The following is a 19,863-nucleotide window of genomic DNA, read 5'->3' as shown; positions in this document are numbered from 1 at the left end:
AAGCAAGAAAAACTTATGCCAGCAGTAGGTCATATATCGATATTACTTTTCATTGACTATAGTACGGGCTTCTTTAATCATAAAAAATCTTACAGCATGGCCAACCGTCCTTTTATAGTGTTCTCAAAAATGTGATACTGAATAACAGTCCAAAAACTTATAAACGTAGCAGCAGTAGCATGACTAACCTGCATAGTCGCATTGATTTTAATCAGGTGCTTGCTACTGAGAATGGCGTACACCAAGGAAATACTTCATGTGGAAAAATATGGGACTGACGGGCAAGATTGTTATTGCCATGATACTCAGTATCATACTGGGTTTATTTTTAAACTATTCTGGACTAAATGGTGAAGGTAGCTTTGTTAATACTTATGTGATCAATGGTTTTCTCGCCATTGTGGGGACATTGTTTGTTAACTCCCTCAAAATGTTAGTCGTACCCTTAGTGTTGATCTCACTGATTTGCGGGGTATGCGGTATCGGTGATATTCGCTTATTGGGGCGTATTGGTGGCAAAACTTTTCTCATTTATATGATGACTACCGCACTAGCGATTGCAACCGCGATTGGCCTTAGTATGCTGTTTGGTATCGGTAAAGGTATGACTATCGCAACCGAAGCGGTATTTGACGCCCAAGCAGCACCGCCACTGATTGATGTATTCTCTAACATCATCCCCTCCAACCCCATCAGTGCGATGGCGAACGGTGATATGTTGTCGATTATTTTCTTCGCTATCTTAATCGGTGTCAGTATTTTGATGGTTGGCAAACCAGCTCAAGGTTTGGTGCAGAGTTTGGAGCTTATTAATGAGGTCATCTTAAAAATGGTGACTATCATTATGAATCTAGCGCCATATGGTGTATTCGCGCTATTAACCAAAGCGATGACGGAGCTAGGTTTAGACTTGATTTGGTCACTACTCGGTTATATGGCGGTGATGGTCGGCGCACTTATATTCCACTTTTTTATTACTATGATGATTGTACTTAAACTGTTCTCAGGATTGTCCGTTAAGACTTTTTTGGTCAAAATGCGTGAAGTGCAAATTTTTGCCTTTAGTACCGCAAGCTCGAACGCGACTATTCCCATTACTTTACGTACGGTAACCAAGCGCATGGGGGTCGATAACTCAGTAGCCTCATTTACCGTGCCTTTTGGCGCTACCATCAATATGGATGGTGGCGCTATCTTGCAAGGGACAGCGACTATTTTTATTGCCAATATTTATGGGATAGACTTAGGCATCACCGAGTATCTAACGGTCATTTTGATGTCAGTGTTGGCGTCTATCGGTACGGCAGGTGTCCCTGGTGTCGGCTTGATTATGCTGGCGATGGTGTTTACACAGGTAGGCTTGCCCATCGAAGGTATTGGTCTTATTTTGGGAGTTGACCGTATCCTCGATATGTTACGTACCACAGTCAACGTCAGTGGCGATGCGGCAGTCACAGCTATTGTGGCAAAGTCTGAAGGTAAAATGGACTTAGCCATCTATAACGACCCCGATGCTGGTACAAAAGATGTGTTTGATGGGCATATCGATGAAAACAGTGAGCGTGAATTTTTGAAAGTCTTTAGCGATGATGTTATGGGCAGTGAGTACGATGGTGTTAAGCGTCGTCCCTAGTATTGAGGAGTGCGTATGCACGGATTGCGTAGGCTGCTTCTGAATCTCTAGAATCTTCACAATTGGCGGCTACAGATGCCGATAACAAACCTATTGGTACAACAGAATCACCGGCGGATAATGCTAAATGGGATGAGGGTCTACGCCGCGAAGAAGATGACAAAGCGTTATAGTTACCTTAGCTTTTAACGTTTTATAAATATAGAATGGTAAGCATAAAAATAACAAGCAAGATTGCCCAGCGTTGGCAATCTTGCTTTTTTATGGCTGATTTTTTCTCCTTTATGGGGTAAATCTTCTTAATTGATAAAAAAATCTTGCAGCGTCCCTAACAATTATTTTATATTGTCTGCGAAAATGTGACACTAAGTGAAAGATTAAAGAATTCTATAGACGTAACAAGAGCAGTAGTACCGCTAATGGTCATAATCGCATTGATTTTAGCACCGCGCCTACTACTGAGAGTGACGTACACCAAGGAAATATGTTATGTGGAAAAATATGGGACTGACGGGCAAGATTATTGTTGCCATGGTGCTCGGTATTATACTGGGTTTATTTTTAAACTACTCTGGATTGAATGGCGAAGGCAGCTTCGTTAACACCTATATAACCAATGGTTTTTTTGCCATTATTGGCAAGTTGTTTGTCAACTCCCTCAAAATGCTGGTCGTACCCTTAGTGCTGGTCTCGCTGATTTGTGGGGTATGCGGTATCGGGGATATTCGCTTATTGGGGCGTATTGGCGGTAAGACTTTTTTAATTTATATGATGACTACCGCCTTAGCAATTGCGACCGCGATTGGCCTTGGGATACTATTTGGTATCGGTAAAGGTATGAACATCGAAACCGAAGCAACATTCGAAGCAGCATCAGCGCCACCCCTTCTCGATGTATTTTCGAATATTATTCCCTCCAACCCCATCAGTGCAATGGCGAACGGCGATATGCTGTCCATTATCTTCTTTGCAATCTTAGTTGGCGTTAGTATTTTAATGGTTGGCAAACCTGCTAAAGGTTTGGTTCAAGGCATGGAGTTAATAAATGAAGTCATCTTAAAAATGGTGACTATCATTATGAACTTGGCGCCATACGGCGTATTCGCTCTGTTAACTAAAGCGATGGCAGAGCTGGGTTTGGATTTGATCTGGTCACTGCTAGGTTATGTGGCCGTACTGGTTGGCTCATTGGCATTCCATTTTTTCATTACTATGATGATTGTTCTTAAGCTGTTTTCAGGCTTGGGCATCAAGACCTTTTTGACCAAAATGCGTGAAGTACAGATTTTTGCGTTTAGTACCTCAAGCTCAAACGCGACGATTCCTATTACCTTGCGCACCGTCACTAAGCGTATGGGTGTGAATAACTCAGTAGCTTCGTTTACTGTTCCTTTTGGCGCGACCATTAACATGGATGGTACGGCCATTATGCAAGGGACAGCGACCATTTTTATTGCCAATATTTATGGTATTGATTTGGGCGTTACCGAATACTTAACCGTTATCTTAATGTCGGTGCTCGCCTCTGTCGGTACAGCGGGCGTTCCTGGTGTGGGTCTAATTATGCTGTCTATGGTGTTTGCCCAAGTCGGCCTACCTATCGAGGGTATCGGTCTTATCTTAGGTGTCGACCGTATTCTTGATATGTTACGTACCGCGGTAAACGTCGGCGGTGATGCCGCTGTTACCGCTATTGTGGCAAAATCAGAAGGTAAGATGGATTTGGCAATTTATAACGATCCAGATGCGGGTGCAAAAGAAGTATTTGATGGTCATATTGATGAAGATAACGAGCGTGAATTCTCGAAGGTCTTTAGCGATGGTGTTATGGGCAGTGAATACGATGATATTGATCGACATAAATAGTTAACGCTTAATACCTATTTGTCAGCAATCAAACAAAACCCCCAACCGCTAGGACTGGGGGTTTTGTTTGGGAACAGGGTTTATAGAGGGTGTTTTACTTACCGATAATTTTATTGTCTTAACCAAAGACGTATTTAGTCACCATTACTAGGCATACCAGTACAATCATCGGACGAATCAGCTTACTACCCCCTCTAACTACCATATGTGAGCCAAAGTACGCGCCGATAGTCTGACCGACCATCATCGCCAAACCCACTTTCCAGAGCACATTACCGCCTAAGATAAAAAATATTAGCGAGCCCACATTAGTAGATAAGTTCAGCACCTTGGCTGCGCCCGTGGCTTCAATAATTTGCCGACCACGCAATGCCACATTACCAAGTGCAAAGAACATACCGGTTCCTGGCCCCATATAGCCATCATAAAAACCGATTAAAGGTGCCGCAATTTTTTGCCACGCGCCTTCACTAATACGCGGCGCCGCTTCTACTTCACCAAGTCTGGGTGCAAATAACGTATAAATACCAATGGCCGCAATCAAAAATGGGATCAGCTTTTCTAGCAAATCAGGCGGCGATAATTGCACCGCGATAGAGCCAATAATGGAACCGATAAAAGCGGCAATAATGGCCATTTTAATTTTTTTGGGCTGTACCACACCCTTTTTGATCATGGTAATGGATGCCGCCAACGCTCCCGAGGCCGCTTGTAATTTATTGGTACCCAAAGTTAAGATCGGTGGGATATTCGCCAACAACATGGCTGGAATGGTCAATAAGCCGCCGCCGCCAGCAATAGCGTCAATGAAACCAGCAAGCGCTGCCACCGCGGTCAGCATTAAAATAATCTCTAAAGAGAGTGATACGTCCATGAAACTGACCTTGTAGAGAATCTATGATGGAAGTAGTCGCAGGCGCTGAAAATTTATTTCTGTAGTATAAACCTCTAATACCCTCATCAATGGGTAAAATATTTTTTTGAAAAAACACCTGTAAAACTATTAAAAGTGGCTCATTATAGAGTTAAAATCATAAGAAAAGATAAGAAGGTAACAAAGTCTGCTACATTTGTCATGAATACATAGCTACTATTAATGGACATTGGCGTGCCAGCGCTTTATATTCTATGATAATGATTGTCAGTAGTTTTAGGCTATTAAATAAATCAGCAAAGATTATTAAGTAGTAATCTAGAATGCGACACATCTTGTAGCAATGATAAATCCTTTAGAGAAAAAAGACTTAGCAGTAAGGATATTGAACCAATCACGACCGTGTTATCATCTATTGCCTCACCTTTAATAATACTGCGCAGTAGGCTAATAGATATTTTTTAACGCATTTTATTATTGATAGTAATGGGATTATGAGAGACTGAAGCCAATGGTCAGCGACATCACGGAGATGTGAGCAGACGATGGCTGAAATCTACAGTATATTTAACCAACGAGGATGACATGGCAATACGAAGAATTAAGGCATTTTTTGAGTCTGAGTCGGCAGGCGGGATCGTTTTAGCATTGGCTGCCGTTGCTGCAATGATCATTGCCAATACCCCACTCAGCGTTTGGTATAACAGTTTTATCCATGCCCCTATCGCCATACAATTTGGTAGTTTTGAGATTGCCAAAGACGCCAGTCACTGGATTAATGACGGTCTGATGGCAGTTTTCTTTTTTTTAGTGGGACTTGAGCTTAAGCGGGAAGTCTTAATTGGTGAGCTGTCTAACGTCAAGCAGATCATCCTACCTGCCGGGGCGGCAGTTGGTGGCATGGTCGTGCCTGCGATCGTCTACATACTCTTTAACTTTAATAATCCTGAATACTGGAAGGGCTGGGCGATTCCAGCAGCAACGGATATTGCCTTTGCAATCGGTATTTTAAGCTTACTTGGCAACCGCGTACCGAACTCGTTAAAAATATTTTTAGTCTCGATTGCAATTTTTGATGACATTGGTGCGATTTTAATTATCGCTTTGTTTTATACCAACGACTTATCTTTAGGCTCACTAGCGGTCGCAGGTTTATGCTTACCGTTTTTATTCTTACTTAATCGCCGAAACGTTACCAGCATTACCCCTTACCTGCTTATTGGCGTGATTATGTGGATTGCGGTACTCAAATCTGGCATTCATGCGACTCTAGCGGGCGTGGTCCTGGCACTATTTATTCCCATGTTTGATCGTACTGATCCTGAGCACTCACCGCTTGAAGAGCTCGAGCACGACCTACAAAACACCGTGTCCTTTGGTATTTTGCCGCTATTCGCTTTTGCCAACTCTGGTATTTCATTGAAGGGTGCAGGTGTCGCTGAACTGTTCCATTCCGTACCGCTTGGCATTGCCGCCGGCCTATTCCTCGGTAAGCAAATAGGGGTCATGCTGATGTGCTGGCTCATCTTTAAGCTTGGCATTTCAACCATGCCAAAAGGTATGAACTTTAAGCAAATTTATGGTGCTGCATTATTATGCGGTGTGGGCTTTACCATGAGCTTGTTCATAGGTGGCTTGGCATTTGGCGGTGATACCCCACTATTTGATGAACGTTTGGGTATCATTATGGGTTCTATCGTGTCTGGTATTGCCGGCTATATTATGCTGAAAGTGACGCTAAAAGATAATGTTGCGAACACCTCAGTAGACCTAACACGTCACTAATAAGTAGCATAGACCTCTCAGGAATGAGTCTCAAGCTATAAGTTGAGACTCATAACCTCCTGCTAAAATATGAGCATTACCAGTCTGAATGCTAACGGTTATAAAATCTAACGCTCATTACCTCTGACTATGATGGTACATTATGGATATGAATCCAAGAACCCCTTCTCAAAGCGCTACGATAGACAGGCTGGCACATCATAGGTCAGGTCTAGCAAACTATCAACGTCATGGGCGTACTACCGACATTAATGACCATAGCGACTTGCAGGTACTGCGCCGTATTAAACGCTACTTATTGCCCAAAAACTTTACCATCTCACCGACTTTATTGGCTGAGATGGTAGAGGGGTACGATATTGGTGATCCGCTGGCCGACCAGTTAGCGGTTGATGGGGTACGCTTTGCCCGCCCTCTACAGCAATCAATAATGAAGGATGGCTTACTGAGTACAGCTACAAGCCACATAGACATAAGCTCTGAGACTAGCAGTCACCCAGCATTTATTACGATGCAGGCACAGTTTAGCGAGCATCCTGACTGGTTCGATCCCAAGCTGGCACAAATTGGTGCTGTGGCCTATCGCCGTTATCCCTTAATGTTGATCTGGCTATTACGCAACGTCGCACTGATGGCAGGCTACAGTATCCCTGCGTTGTCATTGCCACTCATCCAGACTGGCGCTTTGATGCACGATGCCTTGCCACGCCTGATGCGCACTTATGCTTATATTCTAGCGGTATCTGAACACCCACAGCTGGACGCGAGCGTTCATCATCAACGTCAACCCATTTCTCAAGTATTGGCGATTGGTTCTGAGGGTTGGCGTCAGTCTATCAAAGTACGGCAAATCCATACGCTGGTACGACAAAATTTACTTAAAGGTAAACTATCTGCAGCGAATGGCGTCATACCCAATAGCGATCAGCATCACAATCCAGATGGCAGCTGGAACACCGCTTATTGGGGTGTTCCCATTAACCAAACCGATATGATCGCTACTCATTTACAGTTTTCATTATTGATTATGCGCGGTCTAAGGCTACTCGGTGCACGGATTAGCCCTGAAGAAGCTGAAGGCATCCTGCATCTTTGGAATCTAGCCAGCTATTGGATGGGGGTGGATTTAGATCGCTTACCTAAAGATGAGGCTGCGTGCTGGGAGTGGTTATATACTTACTTATCTATTCAGCAGCTCGATTTTAAGATGGGCCAACCGTTAGCCAAAGCCTTGCATGACCTTCCCCGTCAACTGATGGGCGAAGACAATCGCCGCGGACGCTTTGTGGAGCTGGTCAATGCCAGCGTCACACGCACTTTAGTGGGCGACGATATTGGCGATGGTTTGGATTTACCCAAGTCCAAGCTACGCTTTGGGGTACTGTCTTCAGTGCCGATTCTGTTTGCTTTAGATACTGCACGCCAGCACAATAGTGTGGTTGCCGACAAGCTGGAAGCCTTCCGCGCTAAACGCCAAGATAATATGAACTGGTGGCTGAAGAAAAATGATGACTATTATAAATAGCCACTACTAATAGACGTGCCTATTTATAAGTACGACTAGTAAAAAATGTGGCTAGCAATAAGCCCGACTATGATAAGTAGTAATCGGAATATTATAGCCAGTTACCAACTGCCCTAAACATATCTATAATAAAGCTCATAAGGGACATTGTAAAAAGTTACTCTGTTTTGGCTGTTATTAGCCAATGGTTATCAACGTGCCGCATTTTGTATACGATAGTACCATTCGAGCTGCCGATCAAAGCCAGTCTCTAGTAAGCTGGCCAACACCTTCCCTGTTAATCCCCAAACGGTCTCACCGTCGATCTGCCAACTGGGGGTTAATAAGGTCACCATCTGCTCTTGTAAATCGTCTTGCATGTTGTATTTTATCGCATACTCTACGGTAGGCTGGGTAATTAGAGTCTCAAAGTCTGCCCAAAAAATACGTGATATTTCTCCAAGCTCAGGCACTAATATCAGATCCGGTGCAATCAAGGCCACGATTGGACGCACACTCATGCCACTTTTTGAGGTCTGTATCGGTAGCTGACCGAGTAACTGTACTTTGTTTGGCGGCAGTGCCGTCTCTTCAAGCGCTTCACGTAAGGCAGTGAATACGTTATTACCATCGCCTTCTTCATATTTACCACCCGCACACGATACTTCGCCAGCGTGGCTACTTAAGTGGACAGCGCGACGAGTCAGTAACAGCTTAGGGCGCGATTCATTGGTAATAGCTACTAATACTGAGGCGTCAGCAATCGGTGTCTGATATAGACGGTCTAAAATTCGGGCGCTGTGGGAGATGTCATCGATGCTGTCTACATTATTGAGGTTAGCGGAACTATCATGGTTATCGGGATTGTGAGTGATTGGTGATATCATTGCTTCCAGTAATAACTGAGTCTGCATTCGTTCAGCCAGCTGCCTAAGCATTGGCTGATGAATATAAGACGGCAATGCAACTTTTAGTTGATCGAAATGTTCAAAATGCCATGGTCTTACCATTATAATGGTCCTGTATTTTGGTCTATGCTACACATGATCTGAGTTAAACATCAGTATTGAATATCGTTATAATGAGGCAAATATTCAGACCGATTATTATTATATTATTTAGGAAGCGATAGTGGATAAGATTTTTTCATTGAACAAGATGCAAGGTAAAACCGATGATTGCCCCCAGAGATTGCCATTGTTGATCATTGCAGTCGCCTGGGTTGGTGGTACGCTGGCAACAGCAGCACTCGCTCTAATCGGCGACTGGCAAAATATCGCTATGATTTTAGGCTCCTTTGGTGCCAGTTGTCTGCTTATTTTTGCTTATCCAGCAAGCCCTTTTGCGCAACCAAGAAACATCGTTGGTGGTCACATGATCACCACTTTCACCGGCTTATTATTCATGACTGTATTCGGCATTGAATGGTGGAGTCTGGCATTAGCGGTCGGTACCGCTATTGCGCTCATGTTGTTTTTTCGGGTACCGCATCCGCCTGCAGGTTCAAACCCACTAATAGTCATGCTTGGCGGGGTAAAATGGCACTTTCTAATCACGCCAACCTTAATTGGCGCAGTCTCTTTAGTGGTGGTCGCCTTGATTTATAATAATATCGGTAGAGGCAGGCATTATCCCAGGTATTGGTAGGCTTAGTTTTAAACAGCCTTGCTAAAACGTATATTGGCTTTTATCATAACCTAGACTAGCGCAATCTAGCCATAGCTGCATGTTCTTTATGTGACTGTCTATCTATAACCATTAACCATTAACCATTAACCATTATTATTTATCAATGGGTTAGCGTTAAACAAATCTACGCGAGAATAATCATAACGCTAGCATATTTTATGCTCGTTGACAGATAGTTTATTATTGAGGAATAATGTATTGCTGTTATCACTACTCAGCATCGGACAAATCTGTGCTATCTTAAGGTAAAGGCTATTAATGATTGTCAGTGTGGCCACCTGTTTAAATGAATGGTCTTATTTGACTAGGCAACTTATTTAAACCGATAATCACTACGATGTGGTAAAGATGACAACAAGCGCGCGAATCTGCACGTCTGAAAATAATGAATTACCCGTATTCTTTAATATGTCTACGCGTCATTATGTTTATGTCGTAAAAATAATGATGCCTAGATTACCCAAAGTTTTACTCTCTACTCCTTTCCATAAAACAAGGCAGTTGATATGCGCTATTGCTTAGAATGCGGTCACGAAGCTGAACGCAAAATACCCGCTACTGATAATATGCCGCGCTTGGTATGCCCAAATTGCAACTATATCCATTATGAAAATCCAAAAGTTATTTGCGGCTCGTTAGTGGTTTATAAAGATAGAGTACTGCTGTGTCGCCGTGCTATTGAACCACAGTATGGCTTATGGACAGTGCCAGCAGGCTTTATGGAAAATGGTGAAACTATCGCTGAGGGCGCTGCCCGTGAGAGCTTTGAAGAGGCTGATGCTGTAGTTATCAATCCAAATTTATACTGTGTTTATGATATTCCAGCCATTGGTCAAATCTATGTCATCTATTTGGCTGATCTAAAAGATGGTACCTATGGCATAGGATCTGAAAGCCTCGATTGCGCCTTATTTAGTGAAGAAGATATTCCTTGGGACACTATTGCATTTGAGGCAGTACGGCGCACGTTGACCAGTTATTTTGCTGATCGTAAACAGTTCGATAACCATGCTGATTTCCCTATTCACCAAGACCAAATCGGTAAAGACCAAAGTATCAAACGTTACTAAACCTAGGCTATTAAGTCTGAGTCGTTCGACACAAGCGCTTTACAAAAACTATAGTAAAAACCGTTTATGATAATTTCTTATAAACGGTTTTTTATTGCCTGAATTTAAATATTTAATATCATTTCTAAAGGCTCAAGATGACCAACGACAAGACCGCAAGCACTACAATCATTAGGTTTGAGAAGTCTGATATCGTTAGCCGTTGGGCTGGTGAGCGTAAGCGGTCACATAGAAGACTATGATGACCACGATGTTAAATACCACGATGATAAATCTTATTAAGAAAGACACCCAAGCATAAAATTTAGCTCAGTTAATAAATATGGTAATAGCATATACAGTCAATCCAATTTAAAAACAATACAGTGCTGCTGTTATAAATTTTTAGCAGCCTCTGTCACGCGTGCGAACAGCAAGCAAGAAAAACTTATACCAGTAGCACGCTGATACAAATGCATCTATTTCATTTTAGACCAGCTATAGCTAAAAGTATAAGGCGACGCGTAAAACAGTCAGCTTTTGAAACAATGAGTCTGTTCGGAGATTTGAAGGACATGATCATTTGACACATTGATTGCTAGCAATAGCGGCTATTTACTGGTTGATACAATAGTCATCATGCGCCAAACGAACAAAAGCCGGCCATACCTAACATTAGGTATGGCCGGCTTGGTTAACTCTCGAGACTATGGCGCTGATAGTATTTAACTTTACTAAAAACTATCAGCACTACCTTATTATCTGTACGATCTTGTTATCTACACTAAGTACATGGTTTAAGTACATGGTTAGCTTTTAACTTTACAGACCGTAAAGCCTAGATTTTTGACCTCATCTTCTTTGTCATACGGTGCAAGTACGGCGCGTACATGCACTTGGCCTTGCAAGTACTGCTGGGCTACCCGCTGTAAGTCAGCAACAGTGACCTGTAAAATCTCTGCACGCATTTTACGTAACCAGGCTTCACCGCGATGATGAAGATTGGCAAAGCAGGCCTTGATAGCCTCGCCAGCTGGAGAGCCGGGTTTATCCATACCAGAGATGATACCTAAGATTGCTTCCTCTAACTGTTCATCCGTTTGCGGCTCATTGAGTAGCCATTCAATACTGGCATCAAAATGCGCAAAAGTCTCAGCACAGTACGGATCGCGGTAACTAAAGAACTTAAAGGCACAAGCATTGGCATCGTAGCCCGCGCCGCCGCCATAAGCACCGCCGCGCTCACGGATGGCACTGTGCAGGTAACCATTACGTAAATAAGGCGCTAATACCATCAATGCTGCTGTGTCTGGATGATCTGCCGCAGGAACCGTATAAGCACTAGCATTATGATAAACGTTAGTCGCAACCAGCCATGCTAAGTCTTCAAAGTCGTCTTCAACATCGACCGTTGCAGCACTTTCAATAGCTTTAGCCGTATTTTCTTCACCATTTAAGGCAGGATCTAGGGTTAGATCTGCAAATTCGCTCGGAATATTTTTTGTAATACCAACTTCAGTGCTAGTACCAATATTAACAGCTTTCGCCGCTAACTCTGGTGCACGACTGTCCTGCCAGCTATTAACAATCAAATCACTTAACCGCTCAGTTTGCTCGGCTTCGCAGATGATCACCGCATGTTTTGGCAAGCTGATTAGGCGCTGATGTAGATCCATCAAGCTGGTTGCCAGTTGATCCCACTGTGCTTCATCAGTTTTAGCATGGGTTAAGAAGTCTTTAAGCGCATTGAGTGCAGGTAGACCGCTACGTACGTACTCTAGCTGCGATTGACGACTCATACCACGACTGGCAGTTTGCATCGCATAAGCGTGCCCTGAACCGGCAAGATTCGACTGCCATCCTGATTGACGCTGCTGCAAGATTTCTTTGATACGGTCATGCTCAGTAAAGACGCTATGCTCCATCACTTCTTTGACCAAATCAATCGCTTCAGGTTTGCGGTTGAGCGCACGCGTTGCCACCACAAAGTAGCTACTAATCGCTTGGCTATCGTCAATATTAGTACGTTGGCTGACTCTAGCAGTGACACCAGATGAATGCGCCGCTTGCTTGGCTTGCAATTCATGGGCACTTAATGAGTCCGTACCCAGCTCAGACAATAAGCTTAAATAAATAGGCAGTAATGGATGATTAATCACATCATTTGCCGGTAGCTGATCGGTATTTGCACTACCGATCGCATCGGTTAATGGCACGATTATTTGATAATAATATATACCGTTAGTCCCCGCTTCGTATTCAAACAAGGTACTGTCTTGACCACTTAAGCGTATTTGTTTTTGTGTGCCTTGCTTGACACTAATATCAGCAGGCACATCTTCTAGACCAACCTTTGGCAATAAGCTCAAGTCATCAGGTGCTGCTTGGCGCGCTGCTAAATCTAACGCTTGCTGTTTTAAAATAGCTTTATCGTCAGCAGTGAGATCCATCGCCATGGTATCCAAGCGGGTCTGTTCAGCCGCTGCCAAACGAGCCGTTTTTTCGCTATCTGGCGTTAGGGTCACCCGTACCCGATGATTGTTATCTAGTAAATGCTGTTTGATTAAATTAGGCATCCACTGCGGATCTTTCACCTGTTCACGTAGCCACACGAGATGCTCATCGACTTCCCAGATATCGATAGGGTTGCCATCATGAATTGCCGTGCTAAAGCCCTCTAACATCAAATTAAGGCCATAAGGGATGCTATCACCACCAATGTGGCGCTGATCTATCTCGATTTGATGCAAGATGGTTTCGATAGTCTCATCAGCAATGGGCTTATTAGCAACGTCGGCGAGCAAGTCCATAATGCCCTGCTCTACAGCCTCAGCATGCTCGGGCTCAGAGCCACGCAAACCAGTATAAAACACCATTTCATAATGGCTGTCATCAAGACCTAATAATGGGCTTGGTGCTTTGCCCAGTGGATGGCTATCTAGATAGGCGCGTAACGGCGAGCCTGAATGCTCAATCAATACCCCTTCTAATAAACGTAATGCCAGACGCTGTTTGGGATCAGTAATAGTCGGTAGTAACCAAGCAATCACATGATGGGTTTGATCCGGGCCTGCTTCGTCAGCAGTATAGGTATCAGTCGCCTGAATCGGTGCAGAGAGGCGCTGCTCAGGACGCGAAACGTGTTTCTTACCACTTTCAAACTGTATAAGAGCATCGTCATGAATCTTTAATTGAGTCTCAGCTACTGGAATATTACCAAAGCTCATGATCACACTGTTAGACGGGTGATAATGGCTTTGATGAAACGCTACCAACTCAGGATGGGTCAAGTCTGGAATATCAGCAGGATCGCCACCTGAATTATAATGATAGGTGGTGGTTGGGAATAAATGATGGGCAACCGCATGATACAGCTGATCAATCTCACCACTCATCGCGCCTTTCATCTCATTAAAGACAATACCTTTAAACTGCGGCTTATCATCAGCATCTAGTTCGACCCGAATGCCTTCTTGAGCAAAATCGAGTGGATGAATATTGGGGAAAAATGACGCATCAAGATAGATAGCAAGTAAGTTAAAAAAGTCATTTTTGTTTTGGGTCGCGTACGGAAACGCAGTCCAATCGGCAGCAGTCATGGCATTCATAAAGGTATTTAGTGAGCGTTTAATCATTGAAAAGAACGGATCACGTACTGGAAACTTCTCAGAACCGCATAATGCCACGTGCTCTAGGATATGTGCCTCACCTTTTGAATCCATCGGCTGGGTGCGAAAGCCCACTAAAAAGGCATTTTCGTCACTAGGGTGCGCCAAGTGATAGTGCATTGCTCCCGTTTTAACATGCTGACTGATCAGCACATCTATCGATAGCGCGTCAATATGGCGATGTTCAAGCAGCTCAAAGGCAGGATGCAAAGTTAAATCAGCGGTAAATGTATCAGTCATAATGATCCTTGGGGGCTTATTATATGGCTTATTTTTTATAAAATGTCGTTACCGCTAGATGGGGTTTATGCTTGGATAAGTCAAGGTAGCAAGCACGGCTTAGGCGCGGTTAGTCATCGTTTATTATAATAACCATTTATCAGTATTTTAAAGATGACCGCGCTCCAAAGCTCTGAATATAAAACCCCTAAAACACAATAATTTTAAAATGTCCTAAAATATAATAACTTAAAAAAATAACCCTAATTAAGTTATGGACTTATCCCTTAACAAAGCGTAGCAGCACTGTTACTATGGAGTTAAGAACTAATGAATTTAAAACCTTAGAGAATTAACTATAAAAAGGAATATCTTATGAGCTACCAACATATTTTACTAGTCACCGACCTATTACCTGATGCTGATGTCGTCGCACAAAGAGCCAAACGTGTTATAGCTGGCTCACCAGACGCTAAATTATCAGTGCTGCATATCGTCGAAGATGACATGGTACGCTTCGGCTATGAGCTAGTCCCCGCCTCTAGCCTATCCGGCGAAAAAGATGGTGAGCAGTGGCAAGAAGCACGAGCAAAGCTAGCCGAATTCCTAAATCGTAACGGCTTACATGCTTTCAATTCTGAAGTCACAGCAGCTATCTCCAATGACAAAGGTATCATCAATTACTGCCACGAAAAAGAAGTTGATTTGCTTATTATTGGACGCCATGAGCGTCGCGGCATCGCCGCATGGTTGGTCGGTGCCACCGTGGATAATATCTTGCCTAATGCGCCTTGCGATAGCTTAGTCGTCAAACTCGATATGCCAGTGCCAACATAAAATGTGGCTCGCGTAAGTTAATGGCTGAAAGCTGATAGTTGATAGTTGATAGTAACGAGAACTATTAAAGATCTTTTCAAAACTCAAAACTATTATTCAAGCTACTAGCAAAGATGATGCACCTTTAACAAAGCATACTTAACAGCAACCATCGGTAGTGCTATAGTTAAGACTATCTCTATCTACTGCGAGGAGTCCCTTATGAGTTACCAACATATCTTACTGGTTACCGATTTACTGTCTGATGCCGATGTGGTCGCACAAAAGGCCAAACGCATCGTCCATAATCGCCCTGAGTCCAAATTATCTGTACTACATATCGTCAAAGACACCATGGTGGGCTTCGGCTATGAGTTAGTACCCGCTTCTAGCCTCTATGATGAGATCGATGATGAACGCTGCCAAGAAGCCCGGGTAAAGCTGGCACAATTTTTGGATCGCAATGAGTTGAATGTCGTGAATTCGGAAGTCACTACTGCTATCTCTAACAGCGAAGGCATCGTTAATTACTGCCATAAACATGACGTTGATCTGCTGGTTATTGGCCGCCACGAGCGTCACGGTATTGCAGCATGGCTCAGCGGTGCGACTGCGGATAATATCTTACCCAACGTCCCCTGTGATAGCTTAGTCGTTAGGCTTGATAAGCCCGTCTCAAAACGCAGTTAAGATTATAGCTAACTTATCAGGGCTGTTTATTATTAGAACCTTGGCTATTAGGCTACTTGATTACGCTGTAAAAACAAACATCGGGCGCATCCTAGTTATTTCTCTATGATGCGCTTTTTTAGTGCCAGGTTTTAATAATACCGCTAGTTATTTATGGGAGAGTTTGAGACTGCAATTTTATAAAGATACTGTTTATTTAACTTATTAAAATTATTCAAAAACCTTTGATCTCATTGTTTGTAAAACCTCAAATCGTTAACCAAGTTTCACCCAATCCTATAGTTAAAACACCTGAAAAACGCGACGGTACTGCTGCTATAAACTTTTCGCAGCCCCTATCTGCGTAGGCACAGCAAGCAAGAAAAACTTATGCCAGCAGTAGGTTATGTATCGATACTACTTTTCATTGACTATATCTATAATAGATTTGCAGATTGCTTACTATAAAGCCTTCGTTCTATAGAGTCCTCGCCCTTTTGAATTTAGTTTTCTTGAATTTAGCCCGCTTGAATAATATCAATAAAAGTCTGCCAAATCGGACTTTGGTGACGGGCTTTGTGCCAAACCAACCACCAAGTACGCGCCAAATCTATCCCTGCTACTTTTACCTGTACTAACTCGCCACTGGCCAACTCTGCATCAATCACATGTTGTGACAAACAACCGAGCCCAATATCTGCACTGACCATGTGCTTAATCGCCTCTGACTGCTGAATGGCCATGATGACCTCAGCATCAGGCATATGTTGTAATAACTGCTCATCGATAATTTGCCGTGTCCCCGAGCCTGCCTCACGTACCAATAGCGGTAGCGTTGCCAATTGAGCGATGCTCAATCGATAACAGTCTGCACCGTCATCATAATCATCATAATCATCAATATTACTCTCAATATTACTCTCAATATGAATGCCAATGCTGTCTAGCCATTTACTATTGCGCTTGGCGAAGATCATTAAGGTGTCCGTACGCCATGCACGCTGTTCGATAACTTTAGTATCGAGTGGCCGCGGTTTACCCTCCACCAGTGCAATATCAATATTTAACCGCTCAACCTCGCTGACCACTTCTTGGGTATTAGCAATATACATATCGACGTTAGCATCAGGAAGTACACCGTATAGCTTAGCCAATAATGGCGGCAATACGTAATTACCAATAGTCGTACTGGCGCCGATATGAATTTGCTCAGCATGGTGCTTATGATAGTGCTCAAGCGTTAGCGACTGTCCTAGGATGGCTTGGGCCTGGATGTAAACCGGATGGGCGTTAGGATGTTGGTTAAGTCTACGCCCGACCCGTTCAAATAGCGGCATTTGTAGTCGAGACTCTAGCTCTGTTAAAGCACTACTGACCGCCGACTGTGATAAATGTAACTGCTCACTAGCGCGGCTGGTGCTACCCGTTTGGTAAATACTGACGAATACCGCCAGCTGCTTCAAGGTAATCTTCGGTAAGGTCTGAACTGCTTTTTTCATTATTTTTATTCTTCCTTTGTTATAGCCTTATTTTTTGTAGCTTCCTTTTTATAGCACCACTTATAGCACCACTCTGCGACTCGTGAACTCATGCAAAATACTATCATTTAAGTAGATAAACTGGCTATTCAACCTAAATAATCGATAGTTTATATCTTATTAATCTGTTTTTATTATAGATTGACTTGCCCTATAATGTCCATTCATAAGCTTATGCACATTTAAATGACCTAATGATGATAGGTAATAATGACTTCATTAAGGTCTTAATAAATATTATCACTACCTTGCCAGTCTACAATCGAACAAATGCGTCAATAGGATCGTTAGTCATGAACGCTTTTACCCAATCAGTTGCCAGTTATTTTCCACGAGGTCAGCATCTTGCAGGGCTTATTGTCGTATTGCTCGGCAGCTTGTTTTGTTTGTGGCTAAATATCAGCCTAGATACCTGGACAAATGGCCGCATCGTTGGGCTATCTTCATTAACCTTAGCCATTTTGATTGGTATGGTACTGGGTAATACTATCTATCCTAAGGTCGCTGAACGTTTAAATGACGGGGTTTGCTTTGCAAAAGGGGAGATTTTACGGCTTGCCATCATGTTTTACGGTTTTAAGCTGACCTTTACCCAAGTCGCTAGTGTTGGCATGCCAGCGGTGATGAGTGATGCACTGGTGTTAACTTCGACGTTTTTATTAACCTATTGGCTGGGCACTAGATGGCTAAAAATCGATAAGAAAACCACGCTATTAATTGGCTCAGGCGCTAGTATTTGCGGGGCAGCAGCGGTCATTGCCGCAGAACCGGTCGTCAAGGCAGAAGCCCACAAAGTAACCATCGCAGTAGCAACCGTCGTAGTATTCGGTACTATCGCTATGCTGCTCTATCCATTCTTATACAGTCTAGGCTGGTTGCAGCCCTGGCTCAGTGCTCAAGACTATGGGGTCTATACCGGCTCAACCATTCATGAAGTCGCCCAAGTCGTCGTCGCGGGTAACGCGATCAGCCCTGAAGTTGGTGATACCGCGGTAGTCACCAAAATGATTCGGGTCATGATGCTCGCACCGTTCTTGCTTATTCTATCGTTTGCGCTAACCCCTAGTGGCGATACTAAAGGCGGCAAAAAACTGTCGTTTATAACCCGCGCCAAACAAGTCAAAATACCTTGGTTTGCCTTTATATTTATTCTGATCGTACTGTTACATACCTGGCTAAATATATCTGTAAGCTTAGAGCGCACTATGGTGATGTTGGATGATCTACTTTTGACCATGGCCATGTTTGCCTTAGGCTTAACCACTCATCTAAGCGCTATCAGACAAGCGGGGGTTAAACCGCTACTATTAGGCGCGATCATGTTTGGCTGGTTAATTATTGGTGGTGGTCTGATTAACGTCGGTATTGGCTTTATTTAAAAATTTTCTATTCTACTTATGGACCTAACCTACTTGATCAACTTAACCATCGAGCACAATACTCTACGTAAATAGCAGACGAAAAAAAACGAACCCGGAGGCTCGTTTTTTTTCGCATATTGTGGTTGTCATTTACTTGTTGTAGTAAGCGATAACCACATTTTGCTAATTAGATAGCAACGATGTTATGTGCTTGTGGGCCTTTTTGACCTTGAGTTACTGTGAACTCAACTTCTTGGCCTTCAGCTAAAGTTTTGAAGCCTGAACCAGTGATTTCGCTGTAATGAGCAAAAACATCAGCACCGCTTTCTGGAGCGATAAAACCAAAGCCTTTAGCTTCGTTAAACCACTTAACTGTACCTTTCATAGTATCTGACATATTCATAATCCTAATTTTTTAATCTAATAATGGTCTAATGACCGACAACGCTTGCAAATAGCTACTGAACAATAAATATTAAAACGAAGGATTATAACTAATACTACGAGGTAATGATTTGGTGCAGAACTGCTCTTAAGCTTGTGCGTATTATAAGGGGCTTCTACCAATAGCGCAAGCCCTATCTGGCAATTAAGGTAATAGGTTACAAATGTACACCTGTTTTCAGCCCTTTTAAGCCTCTCAGATGTCTAAGAATTGAAGGAGTTCTTGACTATGCGTCAGGTAGTCGGAACATGAATATTGCTACTCCAGTACAAATTACTGCGACCACCCAAGCCATCCACAGCGTGGCGTCTGGCAGTTTATAAAACAGCATACTGGTGGATATAGTCATCATAATCGTCGCTAGCCACTTAGCATAACGAGGCACAGCACGCTTATCTTCCCAGTCACGTACAAACTTGCCAAAGGACCGATGATTAATGAGCCAAAAATGAAAACGACGTGAACTGCGTGCCCAACATCCTGCCGCCAGTAGTACAAATGGCGCGGTTGGCATTACTGGCAGCAGCACGCCAATTATTCCTAATGCAAAAAATAACCAGCCTAATAGCAAAAACAGCCAACGCACCGTAGGGTTATTGGATTGGTTGGTCTTAGGACGGTAATAGAAGGTGCGTTTTTGTTCAGTCATGGCTGCGGTATCAAAAGGTGATAAATGGTAGGTAATGTTTATTACCTATATGAGTAGCTTAGCATGCAGTAGTTGACAAAACCGTGCAATACTGAATT

Annotated in this window: 15 protein-coding genes; 9 read left to right on the top strand and 6 right to left on the bottom strand. The window is 43.2% G+C overall.

From position 1 onward, the window contains the following. Positions 1–256: 256 nt before the first annotated feature. Complete coding sequence (locus RCH20_RS01880) at positions 257–1,633, top strand: dicarboxylate/amino acid:cation symporter (protein ID WP_327192387.1); 1,377 nt, start codon at positions 257–259, stop codon at positions 1,631–1,633. A 489-nt stretch (positions 1,634–2,122) separates the two neighbouring features. Then, entirely contained in the window at positions 2,123–3,499 is a 1,377-nt protein-coding gene (locus tag RCH20_RS01875; RefSeq protein WP_327192386.1) for a dicarboxylate/amino acid:cation symporter, read from the top strand. A gap of 118 nt (positions 3,500–3,617) precedes the next feature. On the opposite strand, the gene RCH20_RS01870 is transcribed toward RCH20_RS01875, so the two are convergent. Beyond that, on the bottom strand, positions 3,618–4,373 hold the full coding sequence (locus RCH20_RS01870) for a TSUP family transporter (RefSeq protein WP_327192385.1): 756 nt from the start codon (positions 4,371–4,373) through the stop codon (positions 3,618–3,620). A 585-nt stretch (positions 4,374–4,958) separates the two neighbouring features. Between RCH20_RS01870 and nhaA the strand changes: the two genes are divergently transcribed. Together nhaA and RCH20_RS01860 are read left to right on the top strand one after the other, a co-directional pair. Beyond that, a complete protein-coding gene (gene nhaA, locus RCH20_RS01865) occupies positions 4,959–6,158 on the top strand; it encodes a Na+/H+ antiporter NhaA (protein WP_209956391.1) in 1,200 nt (399 codons plus the stop codon). A gap of 142 nt (positions 6,159–6,300) precedes the next feature. Then, positions 6,301–7,683 (top strand): oxygenase MpaB family protein, encoded by a 1,383-nt coding sequence (locus RCH20_RS01860; RefSeq protein WP_327192384.1) that lies wholly within the window; start codon positions 6,301–6,303, stop codon positions 7,681–7,683. A 191-nt stretch (positions 7,684–7,874) separates the two neighbouring features. Here the strand turns inward: RCH20_RS01860 and RCH20_RS01855 are convergent, their stop codons facing one another. Beyond that, complete coding sequence (locus tag RCH20_RS01855; RefSeq protein ID WP_327192383.1) at positions 7,875–8,672, bottom strand: NUDIX hydrolase; 798 nt, start codon at positions 8,670–8,672, stop codon at positions 7,875–7,877. A 121-nt stretch (positions 8,673–8,793) separates the two neighbouring features. Here RCH20_RS01855 and RCH20_RS01850 point away from each other — a divergent pair, with 121 nt between their 5' ends. After that, positions 8,794–9,309, top strand: coding sequence for an HPP family protein (locus RCH20_RS01850; protein ID WP_327192382.1), 516 nt, complete (start codon positions 8,794–8,796; stop codon positions 9,307–9,309). 548 nt (positions 9,310–9,857) lie between these two features. Beyond that, positions 9,858–10,421: an NUDIX hydrolase gene (locus RCH20_RS01845; RefSeq protein WP_209956388.1), complete on the top strand. Its 564-nt coding sequence runs from the start codon at positions 9,858–9,860 to the stop codon at positions 10,419–10,421. 788 nt (positions 10,422–11,209) lie between these two features. On the opposite strand, the gene RCH20_RS01840 is transcribed toward RCH20_RS01845, so the two are convergent. Further along, positions 11,210–14,308, bottom strand: a complete 3,099-nt coding sequence (locus RCH20_RS01840; RefSeq protein WP_327192381.1) for an insulinase family protein — start codon at positions 14,306–14,308, stop codon at positions 11,210–11,212. Between the two features lie 354 nt (positions 14,309–14,662). On the opposite strand from RCH20_RS01840, the gene RCH20_RS01835 reads away from it, so the two are divergent. Next, a complete protein-coding gene (locus tag RCH20_RS01835; protein WP_327192380.1) occupies positions 14,663–15,124 on the top strand; it encodes a universal stress protein in 462 nt (153 codons plus the stop codon). 201 nt (positions 15,125–15,325) lie between these two features. Next, complete coding sequence (locus tag RCH20_RS01830; protein WP_209956385.1) at positions 15,326–15,793, top strand: universal stress protein; 468 nt, start codon at positions 15,326–15,328, stop codon at positions 15,791–15,793. Positions 15,794–16,290: 497 nt separating this feature from the next. Here RCH20_RS01830 and RCH20_RS01825 read toward each other — a convergent pair whose 3' ends face one another. Beyond that, positions 16,291–17,271: a LysR substrate-binding domain-containing protein gene (locus RCH20_RS01825; protein WP_327192379.1), complete on the bottom strand. Its 981-nt coding sequence runs from the start codon at positions 17,269–17,271 to the stop codon at positions 16,291–16,293. 332 nt (positions 17,272–17,603) lie between these two features. Here RCH20_RS01825 and RCH20_RS01820 point away from each other — a divergent pair, with 332 nt between their 5' ends. Beyond that, entirely contained in the window at positions 17,604–18,689 is a 1,086-nt protein-coding gene (locus RCH20_RS01820; RefSeq protein ID WP_327192378.1) for a YeiH family protein, read from the top strand. 169 nt (positions 18,690–18,858) lie between these two features. Here the strand turns inward: RCH20_RS01820 and RCH20_RS01815 are convergent, their stop codons facing one another. Together RCH20_RS01815 and RCH20_RS01810 are read right to left on the bottom strand one after the other, a co-directional pair. Continuing rightward, the gene (locus RCH20_RS01815) at positions 18,859–19,068 is read right to left on the bottom strand and encodes a cold-shock protein (RefSeq protein ID WP_062533834.1); all 210 of its coding nucleotides are present in this window, start codon (positions 19,066–19,068) and stop codon (positions 18,859–18,861) included. Positions 19,069–19,342: 274 nt separating this feature from the next. Next, positions 19,343–19,765, bottom strand: coding sequence for a YbaN family protein (locus RCH20_RS01810; RefSeq protein WP_209956382.1), 423 nt, complete (start codon positions 19,763–19,765; stop codon positions 19,343–19,345). Between the last annotated feature and the right edge of the window lie 98 nt (positions 19,766–19,863).

Origin of the sequence: Psychrobacter sp. PL15 (assembly GCF_035984995.1) — a bacterium.
Taxonomy (GTDB): Bacteria; Pseudomonadota; Gammaproteobacteria; order Pseudomonadales; family Moraxellaceae; genus Psychrobacter.
This window is presented reverse-complemented; position numbering and strand designations above follow the sequence as displayed.

Coding starts and splice junctions, on each gene's coding strand:
- RCH20_RS01875 (WP_327192386.1), top strand. CDS start 2,123: ATGTGGAAAAATATGGGACTGACGGGCAAGATTATTGTTGCCATGGTG.
- nhaA (WP_209956391.1), top strand. CDS start 4,959: ATGGCAATACGAAGAATTAAGGCATTTTTTGAGTCTGAGTCGGCAGGC.
- RCH20_RS01880 (WP_327192387.1), top strand. CDS start 257: ATGTGGAAAAATATGGGACTGACGGGCAAGATTGTTATTGCCATGATA.
- RCH20_RS01840 (WP_327192381.1), bottom strand. CDS start 14,308: ATGACTGATACATTTACCGCTGATTTAACTTTGCATCCTGCCTTTGAG.
- RCH20_RS01825 (WP_327192379.1), bottom strand. CDS start 17,271: ATGAAAAAAGCAGTTCAGACCTTACCGAAGATTACCTTGAAGCAGCTG.
- RCH20_RS01820 (WP_327192378.1), top strand. CDS start 17,604: ATGAACGCTTTTACCCAATCAGTTGCCAGTTATTTTCCACGAGGTCAG.
- RCH20_RS01835 (WP_327192380.1), top strand. CDS start 14,663: ATGAGCTACCAACATATTTTACTAGTCACCGACCTATTACCTGATGCT.
- RCH20_RS01855 (WP_327192383.1), bottom strand. CDS start 8,672: ATGGTAAGACCATGGCATTTTGAACATTTCGATCAACTAAAAGTTGCA.
- RCH20_RS01810 (WP_209956382.1), bottom strand. CDS start 19,765: ATGACTGAACAAAAACGCACCTTCTATTACCGTCCTAAGACCAACCAA.
- RCH20_RS01860 (WP_327192384.1), top strand. CDS start 6,301: ATGGATATGAATCCAAGAACCCCTTCTCAAAGCGCTACGATAGACAGG.
- RCH20_RS01845 (WP_209956388.1), top strand. CDS start 9,858: ATGCGCTATTGCTTAGAATGCGGTCACGAAGCTGAACGCAAAATACCC.
- RCH20_RS01830 (WP_209956385.1), top strand. CDS start 15,326: ATGAGTTACCAACATATCTTACTGGTTACCGATTTACTGTCTGATGCC.
- RCH20_RS01815 (WP_062533834.1), bottom strand. CDS start 19,068: ATGTCAGATACTATGAAAGGTACAGTTAAGTGGTTTAACGAAGCTAAA.
- RCH20_RS01870 (WP_327192385.1), bottom strand. CDS start 4,373: ATGGACGTATCACTCTCTTTAGAGATTATTTTAATGCTGACCGCGGTG.